Annotated in this window: 13 protein-coding genes; 9 read left to right on the top strand and 4 right to left on the bottom strand. The window is 55.0% G+C overall.

Features of this window, described 5'->3' with window-relative positions; genetic code table 11:
• Positions 1-9: 9 nt before the first annotated feature.
• Genes Q4606_RS10610 through Q4606_RS10595 form a run of 4 tightly spaced genes read right to left on the bottom strand, consistent with a single transcriptional unit; the run spans position 10 to position 4,142 of the window.
• Complete coding sequence (locus Q4606_RS10610; protein WP_303607492.1) at positions 10-690, bottom strand: histidine phosphatase family protein; 681 nt, start codon at positions 688-690, stop codon at positions 10-12.
• Entirely contained in the window at positions 690-1,781 is a 1,092-nt protein-coding gene (locus Q4606_RS10605) for an HprK-related kinase B (RefSeq protein ID WP_303607491.1), read from the bottom strand. The genes Q4606_RS10610 and Q4606_RS10605 overlap by 1 nt, the downstream gene beginning before the upstream one ends.
• Complete coding sequence (locus Q4606_RS10600; protein ID WP_303607490.1) at positions 1,778-2,674, bottom strand: GAK system ATP-grasp enzyme; 897 nt, start codon at positions 2,672-2,674, stop codon at positions 1,778-1,780. Before Q4606_RS10600 ends, Q4606_RS10605 begins: the two co-directional genes overlap by 4 nt.
• Positions 2,667-4,142: a phosphotransferase family protein gene (locus tag Q4606_RS10595; protein WP_303596998.1), complete on the bottom strand. Its 1,476-nt coding sequence runs from the start codon at positions 4,140-4,142 to the stop codon at positions 2,667-2,669. Before Q4606_RS10595 ends, Q4606_RS10600 begins: the two co-directional genes overlap by 8 nt.
• A 236-nt stretch (positions 4,143-4,378) precedes the next feature.
• On the opposite strand from Q4606_RS10595, the gene Q4606_RS10590 reads away from it, so the two are divergent.
• The 9 genes from Q4606_RS10590 (at position 4,379) to Q4606_RS10550 (ending at position 15,958) form a co-directional block, all read left to right on the top strand.
• A complete protein-coding gene (locus Q4606_RS10590) occupies positions 4,379-5,599 on the top strand; it encodes a GAK system CofD-like protein (protein ID WP_303607489.1) in 1,221 nt (406 codons plus the stop codon).
• A gap of 155 nt (positions 5,600-5,754) precedes the next feature.
• Positions 5,755-7,569: a 7TM diverse intracellular signaling domain-containing protein gene (locus Q4606_RS10585; RefSeq protein WP_303607488.1), complete on the top strand. Its 1,815-nt coding sequence runs from the start codon at positions 5,755-5,757 to the stop codon at positions 7,567-7,569.
• A gap of 234 nt (positions 7,570-7,803) precedes the next feature.
• On the top strand, positions 7,804-8,532 hold the full coding sequence (locus Q4606_RS10580; RefSeq protein WP_303597001.1) for a UTRA domain-containing protein: 729 nt from the start codon (positions 7,804-7,806) through the stop codon (positions 8,530-8,532).
• Positions 8,533-8,629: 97 nt separating this feature from the next.
• A complete protein-coding gene (locus Q4606_RS10575) occupies positions 8,630-9,862 on the top strand; it encodes an FAD-binding oxidoreductase (protein WP_303607487.1) in 1,233 nt (410 codons plus the stop codon).
• 17 nt (positions 9,863-9,879) lie between these two features.
• Entirely contained in the window at positions 9,880-11,031 is a 1,152-nt protein-coding gene (locus Q4606_RS10570; RefSeq protein WP_303607486.1) for a 2-aminoethylphosphonate--pyruvate transaminase, read from the top strand.
• A gap of 19 nt (positions 11,032-11,050) precedes the next feature.
• Positions 11,051-11,878 (top strand): phosphonoacetaldehyde hydrolase, encoded by an 828-nt coding sequence (gene phnX, locus Q4606_RS10565; protein WP_303607485.1) that lies wholly within the window; start codon positions 11,051-11,053, stop codon positions 11,876-11,878.
• Between the two features lie 131 nt (positions 11,879-12,009).
• On the top strand, positions 12,010-13,023 hold the full coding sequence (locus tag Q4606_RS10560) for a putative 2-aminoethylphosphonate ABC transporter substrate-binding protein (protein ID WP_303607484.1): 1,014 nt from the start codon (positions 12,010-12,012) through the stop codon (positions 13,021-13,023).
• A gap of 86 nt (positions 13,024-13,109) precedes the next feature.
• A complete protein-coding gene (locus tag Q4606_RS10555) occupies positions 13,110-14,180 on the top strand; it encodes a putative 2-aminoethylphosphonate ABC transporter ATP-binding protein (RefSeq protein WP_303607483.1) in 1,071 nt (356 codons plus the stop codon).
• Between the two features lie 17 nt (positions 14,181-14,197).
• A complete protein-coding gene (locus tag Q4606_RS10550) occupies positions 14,198-15,958 on the top strand; it encodes a putative 2-aminoethylphosphonate ABC transporter permease subunit (protein ID WP_303607482.1) in 1,761 nt (586 codons plus the stop codon).
• The last annotated feature ends 2 nt before the right edge of the window (positions 15,959-15,960 follow it).

Raw genomic sequence — 15,960 nt, 5'->3', positions numbered from 1 at the left:
AGTGTGCCTCTAATCAATGGGGTCTATAACCTGACGGTTTTTCCAGTTCCCATATAAGCGGGTCCAGCTTTGTTCGCGTTTGCCAATAACGACGGGTTGACCGTAAAACATACTCAGCCGCCCAATATCGCAGAGGTTTATAACATTCATATGAAAGCTGGCGTGGCGGATAGAGGCGCCGTGGCCCACAACCAACTGTATCAGGTTGTCCCCCTGGTCTAATGGAAGCGCTTTCAGGTGGGCGGCCACGCGCTCCCCGGCTTCCTTGAGGGACTCAGCCCCATCAAAAGGAAGTTTGAAATCACGGTCGGATTTCCAGCCATCAGGAAGAGGGTCGAAGCGAGGATCCAGCTTAACGATTCTCTCAATCTCACCAACACTGAGGTTGGCCACAGCGCCGACACTTCGTTCACAGAGTGCTGAAAAACTGACGACGATGGGGGGTGCCGAGAAGAAGTTTGTCAGTTCCTGTCGGTATATTTCGGCAGTTTGCCAGGCTCTCAGCGATGTTGAGCAGTGAATCTCGGCCTGGAGCCGGTAACCGGCATTGGACAGCCAGTCGCCAAAACGTTGCGCCTGCTGCCGGACCTCCTCGGCACCTATATCTGTGAGAGGGTAGGGTTGAAGAGCGCTTGGTGTGTCGGCCAGTTGCTCATACTCACCGTGTCTGATCAGGGCGAGTGCAGCCATTAAAGAACGCCTTTTTCATGAAACAGAGCAATGGCTCGCTCAAAATCGACTTTCCCAGCAAGTCGCCATATCTGCACACCCCTGAGGTTTTCCACATAAATATCTGCGGACCGACTTTGCTCAGGCGGAAAGCGGCCATCGGCTTGCTGGAAAAAGGGCCCCGGGCTTTTGCGCAGGCCTTCAAGTGCTTCGGGGTTTGCCCTGATATCCACGGTGCTCAAGGCCGTTGGCTCGGAAGCGCCAAGAGTCCAGTCCAGTAATACAAGGTTCTTCAGGCGTCCCGAAAGTGCGGCTTTATCTTCTCCGTATGCCTGGGGAATCAGCACGTCGTATTTTTGCTCGATATCCCATAGCTGGCCTTGGGGCATGCCCTCAAATCGCTTCCGTTTGCTCTCTGGCAGAATGGATTGCAAACGTTGTGAGTTGATCAGGGTGCCCGGATTTACCCGCGGGTGTTTGGCGAGTCCGAGAATGCGTACCTGGTCACCTGCCACCTTGAACAGAATGCGGTCATTGGAAAGAAAGCGTGTGTTGTCGGCTTCCAAGGCTTTAAGCATCAGCGTTGATTTTCCGCCCCCGGAACTGGCCGCAATTGCGGTAACGCTGCCATCGATATTAAAGGCTGAGGCATGGCCCAGCAGGTACCCCTGCCGCTGCTGATAATTGAGAAACTGATTGTTAATAAAGTTAATAACCTGGGATATATGTTCGCGGAGATCCCCGAAAATGATGGGATCGGTCAGCGCCTGGAACATGACCATGCCGGTACGTACTTTATGAATCCAGCGGCCACCAGGGACATCGGCATAGGCTTCTTTCAGACCGAGGGAGCTGGCTTTGATGCGTTCGACGGGCGTCCAATGAATCTTGCTGGTGTCCATGGACTTGTTGACCAGATAGACGCGCTGCTGTGTTGTGGGCGTTTCTGTCCCTGTCTCGGTCAGGCCGGAGAAGTAGTCCCTGAGTAGGTTTAAAACTCCACTGTCATCGGACAGTATCTTGAATGCCATACCATGGAAGGCCAGCGCCAGTTCTGATGTGCACCCACGCTTGGCCAGGGCAATCTGGTTGTCGTCAAAAAAATCGTTCATCTGTTTTGCTCTAACTCGTTTAAGACATGACGACACAGCTTCTGGGCCGCGTCAATGCCGCATCCTTTGAGCGCTCCACTGAACCCACCGAAGGCAGATACTTCGAAAACCACCGGGCCCTGGTCAGTCAACGCAATATCGACGGTGGTAAAGTCCAGGCTGAAACAGGACTGGGCTTTGCGGCCAAGTTCGATCAGGTCCGGTCCGGCCTCGAAGTGCTGGTATTTTCCGCCACTGTTAATGGTGGTATTCCAGGCGTTGGCGTCGCCAACGCGGGCATAGGTACACAGGTACTCTCCGCCCAGGAAGACCATGCCCAGGTCCTGCCCGCCGAGGTGAACAAATTTTTGCAGGTAGAAGAGGCCATGTTCACTTTTGAAGTCACTCAGTTTTTGCGTGTTTGCCTGCGGCCCGTCTGCCGCCTCCAGAACCAGCATGCCGCGGGCTTTCGTAGAATACAGCGGTTTCAGGATAGCTTTGCCGAACTCATCGATAGCGGCCAGCGCAGCCTCAGTGCTTTCCGTCACTCGTGTCGGGGGTAAGGGAACGCCCCCATCGGCCAAGGCCGCCGTGCCCTCCAGGCGATTGATCAGGCGTCCTACCTGCCCGGGGCTACTGAAGCAGCGTACGCCATCTGCTTCCAGTGTATTGAGCATGCGTATACGGTCGTCTGCCGCCGGTGAGTAGATTTCACTTATCTTCTTGATGATTACGCCATCGAGTTCGTTCAGCACTCTATCCCGGTAGCGCAACCGCCCTGTTTCCAATTCCAGTACCACCTCGGACATGTCGACTACGCAGCGGAACCCGGTTAATTCCTCCAGGTGATCAGCCAATACTTCGGTTGACCATTTGCCGGGAGTTCCGATGACGGCAATCCGCTTATTAGTCACTAAAAATTTCCTCCAGAGGCAGTTTGTATCTTTCAAGTTTTTCGGAGTTCAGCAAGGTGACGGCTTCGAGCAGGTAAGCTGCTCGAAAGGCCAGCTTCTTTGCGAAACCTTTGTCATAAATGAATCTTGTGGATGTCGCAAATGAACGCGCTAACGCAATAGCCAACCGAACATCAAAGAACCTATCCTCATTCGCTTTCGCGAACCTGCGTGCAAATTGATAAAGCTGTTTGATCAGGCTCATCATTTCCGCTCTGGCATTGGAGTCCATGATCGGCAAGCGATAGATTGACACCATCAGGACTGAGATGTCCTGCACATAGTCAGAGTAGGACGCGCGGTGCAGGTCAATAAAGTAGATGCGGTCCTGTAGTTCATCATAGAGCAGGTTGTCCACATTGAAGTCACCATGAATCAATACGCAAAACGGGGGCGCGACCTGCTTCTCCAGGCTTTCCACCTGATCTATCAATTGCGTGAAGTCCGGCCGAGTCAGGCCACATAGTGTTTGTTCGTCGTTAAAAAGGGTCGGATGGGTTTGGCGTGTCTCGGGCATCCGTTGACTCAGTTGTCGCATATATCCAGGCTCTGCCCGCTCTCGCGTCCATGAGCTTTTCCAGATTTTCCTGAGTGTCTTGTTGAGCCTGGCCAAAAGCAGGCTGGCGCTATCCCACTGACTGTTCAGTAGAAGCGATTCCAGCGTTCTGCCGGGGAGATGCTCTATCACCATCGACCCCATTTCGTCCTCATGCTCTACATGATGGGAGATTACCGAGGGTGCGACTTTGGGATAGACTTTTTTCCACTGATCGACCCCGGATATCTCCTCAAGAACTTTGTGGGCTTGCCCTTCTTTATAAACCGCCATGACTTCGCTGGATGTGCCATATTCGGCTTTTAGCGCGGCTATGGTGCTGCCACTGCGTGTCAGTGCCAGGCGCTCAACGCCGAAGGTTGCATTGTCTGTAGTGAAGGCGTGGGCCGCATTTTTAAGCTGCTTGTAGTTTTGCAGCCGAACCGCAGGCCCGAAGTTAGCCGCGAGCAGCGCATCTGCTATTTCCGCAAGAAGATGGATCATCCGGCCAATTTGAAAGTGCACGACCTGGGTCAGCGGGTTATCGGGTGCTGAGGCGCTATCTTTCTGGCTGCTTTTCTCCTGCAAGCCAACCGTCAACTTTGACGCTCTGCGCCCCAGTTTCAAGCCTTGGCGAGTATTGGCGTCGGCGGGATTGATCATGACCAGTGCCAGGGATTTGCGAATTCGTCGAATCAGCTTCGCGTCGCTTTCGAACTGTTTTTCAGGTGTTCCTTTCAAGCCTTCGATCTGAGTGAACTCACAGCATGCCTGCCCGAGTTGGTCGAGAAGTCGGGCAAGGCGCTCAAGCGCTTTCGATTGCTGGAAGCCCCGGCTACCAATTTGGCCTCGCTGCGAACCCATGGCGCCAGCCAGCTCGACTTTTTCCTGCAATGTTTTTCTGTAACCCTTTCGGTTAATCAGCCGCTGTGCTGTGGCCTCGTTTGGCCGGGTTAAATAGACTTCGACTAACTCACAGTGATTTTCTACTTCAAATCGCAGAAAATAGAGGTGCTCAAGAATTGACGCGTTGATAGGTCGTCTCACCCTGTGTAAGAACATTTAATGGCGACGAGTTTATCAACCGCTACGCCCTTTGGATTGCACCTTTTAAGGTTCCACCGATAAGTATGGCAAAAAAACGTTTCATCAGTGTTACGCATAGCTTGCCACGAGGCCTGGCCAAGGGTCATGACCTGCGCCTGGCGCGGTACCTTAAAACGCCGGAACTTGGGCCCAAGATTCTCTTCTTCAGCGGCGGAACAGCGCTGAGGAATTTTTCCAGGGTGTTGGCAGATTACACCCACAACTCTATTCACCTTGTTACACCCTTTGACTCGGGGGGCAGTTCCGCAGAACTGCGCAAAGCCTTCTCGATGCCTTCCGTTGGCGATTTACGAGCTCGCCTTCTATCCCTGGCGGATGACTCTGTTACAGGTCACCCGGACATAGCGGCACTCTTTGTCCACCGGCTGGGGAAGGAGAAGAACAAAGTGGCACTGGAGCAGAGTCTGAAGGCTTTGGTTGATGGCAGGCATCCTTTGCTTAAGGCAATTGCAGATCCCATGCGCTCGTTGATCCAAAGCTATCTGGCAGAGTTCTATCATGAGAAGCCCGAAAACTTCGATCTTTCGGGAGCCAGTATCGGTAACTTGATACTCACTGGCGGATATCTCTTCCACAATCGTTCACTAGACCCAATCGCTTTCCTGTTCGGCCAGTTGATTAAAACACGAGGCACCGTCCGCACCACGACGGACGCGGACCTGCAATTGCAAGTCTTGCTGGAAAACGGGCGAACGATTACCGGGCAAAATCGCTTCACGGGTAAAGAAACCGCAGAGATTGATTCGCCGATCAAGTCGATAAAGTTATGGGGTGAGACGGATGATGTTGGAGCCCTGGATGCCTCCAGCGTCTGTAAAGAGACACGAAAACTGATCGACTCTGCCGAGCTTCTGGTTTTCCCTCCGGGCAGTTTTTATAGCAGCATCATTGCAAATCTTCTCCCTAAAGGGGTTTCCCGGGCTTTGAACAAAAACCCGGCACCCAGAGTTTATGTGCCCAGTCTGGGTGTAGATCTGGAAACGATTGGTATGACTCTGGTGGATCAGGTTCGGGTGCTGGCTGAACATTTGCCTAACAAGGCCTCCGTGAGCAGGTCCCAGAGGCCTTCGGTAGACTTTATGTTGTTCGACTCTCAGTTAACGAGTGTTTCCAATGAACAGTTGGACGAGATAGCGCAGAAATTCGGGGTTCAGATTATCGACGTAGACCTCGCAAACGACGATTCCGACACCCATCGCTACGATGACGTCAAGCTGGCTGAGGCTTTGCTTGCACTGACGTGATTCTCGTGTCTCTTTGATTCCATTTACGGTCATGCCTGCCGCTTTTCTGATACTTTCGGGCTGAAAGCTCACCCTGTCTGTGTAACCTGATTACGGCTATAATTTTGGTTCCTCTACCATTGGATTGTTACATTCAGATATAGGGAGATGTGCGTTTGTTGCCTGGTTATTGTCGTTTGGCAAGTCAGCGCTTTGTCTTTGTTTGGCTTTTGCTGGCGACGGTTTCGGGCTGGAGTGCAGAACGACCGCTGGTGCTGGATGAGCGCATATCGCAGCCGTTGGACGGCTTCGTTTCTCTATTGCGGGATCCAGGCGGTCAGCTGACATTCGAGCAAGTGCGCAATGGCACCGAACCCTTCGGATCGATAGTGCCAGGCGGTCTTCATCACGGCTACACTGCTGATGTGTTCTGGATGCGGATTGAAGTGGAGTCCCGCTCGAGCCGACGCCTGGACCGAATGCTTGAGTTTACCTATGCCTATCTGGATGACATAACCCTCTATCGGGTGAGTGCCAATGGCACGGTTGAACAGATGCGCTCAGGCCGCACACTCGCACCAGCGGATCGCGTGGTAGCGCATCGCAAGCCTGTTTTCCCACTTTCGTTCGAGCCCGGGGAGAGGGCGACGCTTTACCTGCGGGTAGCTACACACGCCAGCATGACCCTCAATGCCCGGCTGGCGCCGACCTTTGAATTCTATGAAGACAGTGATCGGGAATATGTCTGGCTGGCCTTGTACTTCGGAATGCTGGTGGCGCTCGGGCTCTATAATTTTCTGTTGTTTCTTGGTACCCGTCAGCGCTCTTTCCTCTTGTATTCCTTGTTTGTGTTCAGCTTCGGTATTGCCGCCTCCAGCATGAACGGTTTGGGGCCTTTGCTACTCTGGCCGGGGCTGGTCGGGGAGTGGGGTAACCGCATTCTTCCAACCGGATATACCTTGTCCGCTACCCTGGCGGTTATGTTTGCCCGGCGCTTTCTGAATATGGGCAGGATTGCCCCGCGCTGGGATCAGGGGCTGTCGATCATGGCGATCTGCTGGTGGTGCGCAACCCTGGTGACACTGCTGGTGCCGGTGCAGTATGCCCTCAAAATTATGTCCATGATGGGAGTGTTGACCACGGTGTCTTTGATTGCCACCGGGGTTGCCGGTGTACGTCACCGAATACCTGCAGCCCGGATTTTCCTGCTGGCCTGGTTGCTCCTGTTGGTGGGCGCCGCGTTGCTATCGGTGCGCAACCTGGGCTGGATACCGTCCAATTTTTTCACCGTTTATGGCCTTCAGGTCGGTTCTGCCGTTGAGATGATCCTGCTGTCTTTTGGTCTGGCAGCCCGATTTAACGAACTCAAACGCCAAAAAGAAGTGGCCCAGCGCGAGTTGGTGCTGTCGCTACAGCGGCAGGAACGGGAGCTGGAACACCGGGTGGCCCAACGTACCTCGGAGTTGGAAGCTGCCAAGGCCGAGCTAGAGCGTCAGGTAGTAAAGGATCCTCTCACCGGGCTCGACAACCGGTATGGCCTGATGACTCATCTGGAAGAAGTTTTGCAGCGAGCCCAGCGGCGAGATGAGCTTCTGGCGGTAATTCTGATCGACCTGGACGGATTTAAACCCGTGAACGACCAGTACGGCCATGAAGCGGGCGACGAATTGCTGAAGGCCATTGCCCGCCTATTGCAGCAGGAGGCTCGGGAAACGGACTGTGTGGCACGCATCGGAGGCGATGAGTTTGTGGTGGTTACCGAAAATATCGCCTCAGAGGGCAGTGTGATGGAAGTCGGTGAGCGATTACGCAAAGCCATTACACAGCCAGTGGCCCTGCCTTCGGGAAAGTCCGTGTCGATTGGCGCCAGCGTGGGTATTACCATTGGTCGGGGTGGAGAGCAGGCTGGCAGTGACCTGATCCGTAGGGCAGATGATGCTATGTACCGGGTTAAAAGGGCCGGTAAGAACGATGTTTACCTGCTGGTTTGAGTGCTTTGTCGCCCTCCAGCATCCGTATCTAGATAGCGTTGTGCAGCTAGCGTTCATCTATCGCTCTGCCGGGTAGCACTTAACAAAACCCGGGTCCGGATATTGCCGGGCCTGGGTTTTTAATTGATGAGGTACAACACAAGCGCCCAGCGCGCTACAAATTGGTGCTTTGTCATAATGGAGTCACTTTGCGATTCTAGTGTATCTGGTTTTGTTTAGCTGAGGAGCGAGAGAATGCAAGAACAGTTGGTCGGGGAAGACAGCGTGCCTCTCTACATGAGAGTGCGAGATCAACTGGCGATCCGGATAGAAGAAGGATCGTTAACGCCAAATACCCGTTTGCCTTCTGAGCGGATCCTCGCTGATGAGCAGGGTACCACCCGTGTAACGGCCCGGCTGGCGCTGGCCCAGCTTGAGGCGGAAGGCCGGATATTTCGTTCTAACCGGCGAGGCTGGTTTGTTTCGCCACCAAGACTGATATACAAGCCTACCCAGGATTACAGTTTCTCCGAAAACGTCATCTCACAGGGGCGCGTTCCTGCTACTGAAACCCTGGATGTTACACCCACCGAAATCAATGCCTGGCTTGCGACCAGAACCGGCCTGGCAGTCGGCGATCCAATTGTGTGGCTCCGCAGGCGACGGCAGATTGATGGTCGCCCTGTATTGGTTGAGAACATTTACCTCAACCCGAAACGCCTGCCCGCCATTGAAACCTACGATTTCAATCGCTCGCTTTGGAAACTGCTGCGAGAACAATACGATGTAGAGTTGCAGGGGAAGCATATTGAAATGTACCCGACAGCACTTGTTGGCCCGCAGGCGAGCGCGCTTGGCGTGACGATAGGCACTGCGGGGCTCTACGTCACCCGTTGCAGTCACGACGCTGAAGGTGGCTTTGTGGAATTTGACGAGGAGTTCTGGCTACACGACGCATTGAGTATTCAGGTCGAGGTTTACTGAGCACTCACCACGACGATTCCATACTGTCATCGGCCTTTCATAAAACAGTCACAGTTTCTTGCCAAACTGGTATATACCAGTAAAGCAAGGAACAATCATGTCCACAACCAACCATCCGGATGTTGTGATTATCGGTGGCGGCATCCTTGGGTGTGCCATAGCCCGGTATCTGAGCCAGACCCCCAACCTTGACATTGTCGTTGTCGAACGCCACGGGCTTGGCGAACAAACCACCAGCCATGCAGCGGCATTGCTGACCCGGGTTCGCCCCCACCGGGTGCTGACGGATATGGCGATGGAAACGTTTCGGGCGATTGACGAGCTGGGACGCTACCTTGGCGAGCAGTTACCCCTGAAAAGAGTGGGTAGTCTGCAAGTGTCTGCAAAACCGGAAGGCCGAAGGCAGATCGAGCTAACATCGCAAAGGGCAGAGGATGCCGGAGTCTTGGCGGAACGTCTCAGCGCGAATGAAGGCATGCGGCTGGCCCCCTGGCTTGAGCTGACGCCTGACACTTCAGCTTTATGGCTGCCGGATGATGGCTACATTGACCCCTACACGCTCTGCCAGGCCTATGCTGCCGAGGCCAGGCACAAAGGCACCCGTTTTCTCCTGAAGCGAGAGGTCAGCGAACTCCTGCAACAAGGTTCGAGGGTTACCGGAGTGCGCCTCACCGATGGTGAGACGATCTCTGCCGGAACAGTCATTGACGCAGCTGGCCCCTGGAGTACGGCGCTGGCGATGCAGGCGGGGATCCACCTTGGCATGGCGCCCGTTCGCAGCCATTACTGGATATCGTCGCCGCACCCAAAAATTTCCACCCATGGCCCGATGACTATTCTGCCTGACAGTGGCGCCTACGCTCGCCCGGAAGTGGGCGGGTTGTTGTTCGGGTTGCGAGATACGCAATCGGTCGTGGTTCACCCCAAAGCGCTACCGGACAACCTCCAGGGCTTTCGTTTCGATACCGACCCGACTGGCGAGCTTGCTCTTGAAAGCGGCTATGAAGCGCTTCGATGTCAGCTTTCTGTGTTGGACGAGCTACGGCTGGCCCATTACGTCAGCAATGTGTCCAGCTACACACCGGATGGTTTTGCCCTGCTGGGCCCCATGCCGGGTATTGACGGTTTCATCGCCGCCACCGGCTGTTCCGGCGGGGGAGTCGGCATGTCCGGAGGTATCGGCCGGCTCATTGCTGAACTGGCCACCAACCAGAGCCCATTTGTGCCCCCCGAGCCGTTCCGCCTGGATCGCTTCGGCGATATCGATTCCTACAGTCCTGATTTCATCCGCCGCTGTGCCGAGGCTCGCGCCCGGAAACGCACTGGTTAATCTCAAAGGAGAGCCGCATGACCCCAAAAGAGCCCTATCTACTCACTCCTGGTCCATTGACCACCAGTCTCACAGTTAAACAGGCCATGTTGCATGATTGGGGGTCCTGGGATGGCGACTTCAATGGTGTAACAGCCGAAATTTGTGAGCGGCTGCTTGACGTATCTGGTGGCAGCACCAGCCATGTCTGCGTGCCTATGCAGGGCAGTGGAACCTTTGCTGTGGAGGCCACACTCGGAACAGTGATTCCGCCAGCCAGTACAACACTAGTGCTGATGAACGGTGCCTACGGAAAACGGATCGGCAAAATTCTCGACATGCTGGGGCGCCCATACATAGCCATTGATAAGGGCGATTACCATCCGCCTCGCGGTGACGAGGTTGCAGTTGCGTTAAAAGAGAACCCTGAAGTTGAGCAGGTGGTGGTCGTTCACTGTGAAACCAGCTCCGGCATCCTCAATCCGATCCAGGAAATCGCCGAGGTATGTCGCCAGGCAGGAAAACGGCTGATCATCGACAGCATGAGTGCCTTTGGGGCGTTGCCAGTGAATGTCGCAGAGCTGCCCTGCGCAGCTTTGGTGTCCTCTGCCAACAAATGCTTTGAGGGTGTGCCGGGTTTTGGTTTCGCGATTGTCGAACGGGAACTCTTGTCGGCTTCAGCCGGCCAGTGCCATAGCTTGTCTCTCGACCTTCATGATCAGTGGCGGTACATGGAAAAAACCGGCCAGTGGCGTTACACCCCGCCCACCCATGTGGTCGCAGCCTTTCTCCAGGCCATGCGTGAACATGAAGCCGAAGGCGGCGTGACCGGTCGCCTGGATCGCTACAGCCGCAATCGGGACCGCCTGGTTGCCGGCCTCCGTGAACTCGGTTTTGAGACTTTGCTCGCGGATGAGTGGTTGTCTCCAATCATAACTACCTTTTTAGCTCCGAACAGTCCGGAATTTGAATTTCGTCGCTTTTACGACGCGATCAAGGCCCGTGGGTTTCTCATCTACCCCGGCAAACTCACCGTTGCTGACAGTTTTCGGGTGGGCTGTATTGGCCAACTCCATGATGAACAGATGGATGCGGTCGTGACTGCCATCGCTGAGGCCTGCCGTGAACTTGGCCTTCAGGTACCTGTTCCGGCCCCAGTTGCCGCTCCTGACAACCTCGAAACCGTCTGAACCCCGAAAGGAGAGTTTTATGTATACCTACACCCGTCGTTATACCGGGCCGCTTCAGGCGGTGATTATGGATCTGGCTGGCACCTGCGTGGACTTTGGCTCACTGGCGCCTATCCAGGCGTTTCTGAAACTGTTTGAAGCTGAAGGTATCGATCTGTCTGAAGCGGAAGCCCGTGAGCCTATGGGCACAGAAAAGCGAGAACATATTTGTCGCCTTCTGGCGATGCCCCGAATACGTACACAGTGGAGCAGTGTTTTCGGAAAGACGCCGGACACGGCTGATATCGATCGACTTTACGGCGCCTTCCTGCCGCTTCAGACGGCAGCCATTGCCGAGCGCTCCCAGCTGATTCCAGGGGCTATTGAACTTCAGGATTGGTTGCGGGATCGGGGCATCAAGCTTGGTGTGAATACAGGTTATAGCCGCGAAATGGTGAATGTAATTCTGCCAGAGTTGGTTGCCCAGGGCTTCGAGCCGGAGAGTGTTGTTGTCGCTACTGAGGTGCCTCAGGGCAGGCCCGCCCCTCATATGAGCATGAAGAATGCGATTGAACTGGGTGTTCGTGCCGTGCAGGGCTGCGTAAAGGTTGATGACACCGCTACGGGCATCGAGGAGGGCTTGAACGCAGGCATGTGGACGGTGGCGGTGGTGGCGTCAGGGAATGCGGTAGGCCTCAGTGAGGAGCAGCTGTCTTCCCTCAAAGACACTGATAGAGCAGACGTCGTGGCTCGTGGGCATCGTGTTATGGCGACGTCTGGGGCTCACTATGTGATCGACTCCATAGCAGATCTACCGAACGTGCTCGTCGACATTGGTTGTCGTTTGCAAGCGGGTGAGTGTCCGTAAGCAATGTCCATGGATACGTCATATTGCTGTCACGTCTTTGCAATCAAATAGACCTATGGTGGTTGAGGACATAGAAACTGGTATAGACCAGTAAAGTGCGCTTTAACCTGAGCCTGCAAAAGGAGAGTTACGTGAAACACCTTAAGAAAGCCCTTGCCCTGACCACGTTGGCTATAGCCGTCAACGCTAATGCACAGACTGAACTGACCGTATACACCGCGGTTGAAGCAGAGGATCTTGCGAAGTACGCCGAGCGCTTCAATGAGGACCATCCGGACATCAAGATTAACTGGGTTCGCGACTCTACGGGTGTTGTTACTGCTCGCTTGCTGGCGGAAAAGCAGAATTCGCGGGCAGATGTGGTCTGGGGGTTGGCAGGCACAAGCCTGTTACTGCTGAAGAATGAGGGAATGCTGGTTCCATACGCACCGAAAGGGCTTGAGGAATTGTCTCCGAAGTTCCGTGACAGCGATGAGACACCGTCCTGGGTAGGCATGGATGCGTGGATGGCTGCGATCTGTGTGAACACCATTGAAGCAGAGAAAAATAATCTGCCAATGCCTGCCAGCTGGCAGGATCTGGCTAAGCCGGTGTATCAGGGGCACGTGGTTATGCCGAACCCTAACTCATCTGGTACCGGCTTTCTGGATGTCTCTGCCTGGCTCCAGTTGATGGGAGAAGACAAAGGCTGGACGTTCATGGATGGGCTTCACGAGAACATCAGCCGCTATACGCACTCAGGTTCCAAGCCTTGCAAGATGGCGGCCTCTGGTGAAACCACCATTGGGGTTTCATTTGCCTTCCGTGGTGCCCGCCTGAAGGAACAAGGTGCTCCTCTGGAACTGGTTTTCCCGAAAGAAGGCCTGGGTTGGGAAGTAGAAGCGACGGCGATTGTGGATGGCACGGACAAAATGGAAGCCGCGCAAACGCTTGTAGATTGGTCCATCACCCGTCAGGCCATGGAAATGTATAACGAGGGCTATGCCATTGTGGGCATGGCAGGCGTAGCGCAGCCGGTCGAGCATTTTCCGGAAAATGCAGGTGAGCTGATCATCGACAACGACTTTGGTTGGGCGGCCAGTAACCGCGAGGCCATTTTGTCCGAGTGGGCGCGTCGTTACGACGGTAAATCTGAAGCGAAGTGAGTTGACGGACCGGCATTGGGCCGGATAAGTCGAGGCGGTGCCCGGTTTCGGGCACCTGGCCGGATGATTCAAAAGCAGGGGGTAACATGAGCCAGAAAGCCCAGGGGAGTCGTCTCGAAATTCAGGGAGTCGACAAGTTCTTCGGTGATTTTTGTGCACTGAAAAACATCGATCTCACCATCGAGCCAGGCGAACTGGTGTGTTTTCTTGGGCCATCAGGGTGTGGAAAGACCACCCTGCTTCGCATCATTGCGGGGCTTGAGTGCCAGAGTGGGGGGCTACTCCATCAAGGTGACACGGACATTTCCCTGAAACCGCCCAGAGATCGTGATTTCGGCATTGTGTTTCAGTCTTACGCGTTGTTCCCGAATATGACGGTCGCCGACAACATAGCCTATGGCCTGCGCAGCATCGGCATGCCAAAGGCCAGGGTCCGGAGTCGGGTGGACGAACTGCTGAACCTGGTTGGGCTTGAAGACCATGCCCGGAAGTACCCGGCTCAGTTGTCCGGTGGCCAGCAGCAACGTGTTGCATTGGCGCGGGCACTGGCGCCTTCGCCGGGGTTGTTGCTGCTTGATGAGCCCTTGTCGGCACTGGACGCCAAAGTGCGCCATCATCTGCGTAGTGAGATTCGTAACCTTCAAAAGCAGCTGGGTGTCACTACGATCATGGTGACCCACGATCAGGAAGAGGCGCTGGCAATGGCTGACCGTGTTGTGGTCATGAACAACGGCGTTATCGAGCAGGTAGGAACCCCGCTGGAGATCTATCAGCAACCGGCGTCAGCGTTCGTTGCATCCTTTATTGGCGCGATGAATTTCATTGACAGCTCGCCATTAAATGGACAGCGGGTGAAGGTCGGGAATCGTGAGCTGGAACTGGTCCGGCCGTTGCCTTCCGCTGAAGGCGCGGTTCGGCTGGCTATCCGGCCGGAGGATGTTCACCTGTTGCCCTGCGGTGACGGAGAGTGGGAGGGAGAGGTCCGGGCACTGGATTATCTGGGAGCGTTCATCCGTACTCATATTCGCCTGAACGACGTTGAACTGGATCTGGTTGTGGATGTGGACCCACGTTCCGCGCGTCGTCTTGGGCTGTGCGTTGGCGGTGGTATCTGCCTCAACCTGCCTTCCGACGCCCTGCATTGTTTCGCAGCCTGAGAGCTGCGGAGTTCCGAATGCCTGAGTATGACCCTGGTAAGCATTCCATGATTGATTCTCAAGTACTTTCGACACCGGCGACACGCAACTGGCCCGCCCTGGTTGAGTTACGCCGGAAGTTTGCCGGCCGCTGGGTGTTCTCTCTGTTACTGGTAACCGGTTGTGCCATTCTGACACTGCTTGTACTTGCCCCCCTGTACACCCTGCTTTCAAAGAGTGTCGAGAACAGGGCCGGTGAGTTTGTCGGGCTGGAAAACTTTGCCCACTACCTGAGTTCCGGTGGTATCGAATCCGCGTTTTTCAATTCCTTGTGGGTGGCTGGGCTCAGTACCCTGGTTGTGGTCTTCCTGGCCTTTATGGCGGCCTGGGCATTGACCCGCACACGCTTGCCATTCACCGGGTGGATTCGGGGTGTGTTGGTGTTACCGATTCTGGCGCCATCGCTGTTGCCCGCAATCAGCCTGGTATACCTGTTTGGTAATCAGGGCGTGCTAAAAGACTGGCTCTTTGGGGCTGAGATCTATGGCCCCATTGGCATCATTATGGGCTCCTGTTTCTGGACATTTCCCCACGCCCTGATGATTCTGTTGACGGCTATGGACAATGCCGATGGGCGTCATTACGAAGCCGCTACTGCATTGAAGGCCGGCCCCTGGCGAACCTTCTGGACAGTAACGGTGCCCGGAGCCCGCTATGGACTGGTGAGCGCTGCTTTCGTTGTCTTTACGTTGGTGATCACGGATTTCGGCGTACCCAAGGTTATCGGCGGGCAGTTTGATGTACTTGCTACGGATATCTACAAGCAGGTGATCGGACAGCAGAAATTCGAGATGGGCGCTGTGGTCAGTGTGCTGTTGCTATTGCCAGCCATGCTGGCCTTCATTGCTGATCGCTATGTACAACGCAAACAGTCGGCAAGCTTCACCGCGAGATCAGTGCCTTACAAGCCCGGCCAGGATCGCAAGCGCGACACTGTCGGGGCGCTGATGCTGACACCGACGCTGGTGTTCATTTTTGCCATCATCGGCATGGCCATCTATGCCTCGTTCGTTACCTTCTGGCCATACAATCTGGACTTGAGTCTGAACAACTACCAGTTCGGCCGCATGGACGGAGGTGGGTGGGGGGCCTACGGCAACAGCCTGCAGATGGCCCTGGGCACCATGGTGATTGGAACCATACTGGTCTTTTTCAACGCCTGGCTGATGGAGCGAACACCGCAGCCCCGCTTTCTGACCGGCCTATTCCAGTTCCTGTCGCTTCTACCTTTGGCCGTTCCCGGGTTGGTGCTGGGGTTATCCTACATCTTCTTCTTCAATCATCCGGACAACCCGATAAACGGGATCTATGGCACTCTGTTCATCCTGATGCTGTGTACGATCATGCACTTCTACGCGGTCTCCCATCTCACAGCGGTTACGGCGTTGAAGCAACTGGACCAGGAATTCGAGGCGGTAGGGGAGTCTCTTAATGCGTCCCGATGGAGGGTACTGTTCACCGTTACCTTGCCCCTGTGCCTGCCCGCGATCCTGGATGTCGCGTTGTATCTGTTCGTGAATGCGATGACCACGGTCTCAGCGGTTGTGTTCCTTTACGGCCATGACTCCCAGTTGGCGTCGGTAGCGGTGCTGAACATGGACGAGGCCGGAGACATTGCCCCGGCCGCAGCAATGGCCATCCTGATTACAGCTACCTGCGCGGTAGCAAAACTTATCCAGGGGCTACTGCGTTTCTGGGTGGACCGTTCAACGCGGCCATGGCGACAGGGCACGGAATGATC

Source organism: Marinobacter sp. 1_MG-2023 (assembly GCF_030549045.1).
GTDB lineage: Bacteria > Pseudomonadota > Gammaproteobacteria > Pseudomonadales > Oleiphilaceae > Marinobacter.
Note: the sequence above shows the minus strand (reverse complement) of the source record. Positions and strands in the feature narration are given on the sequence as shown.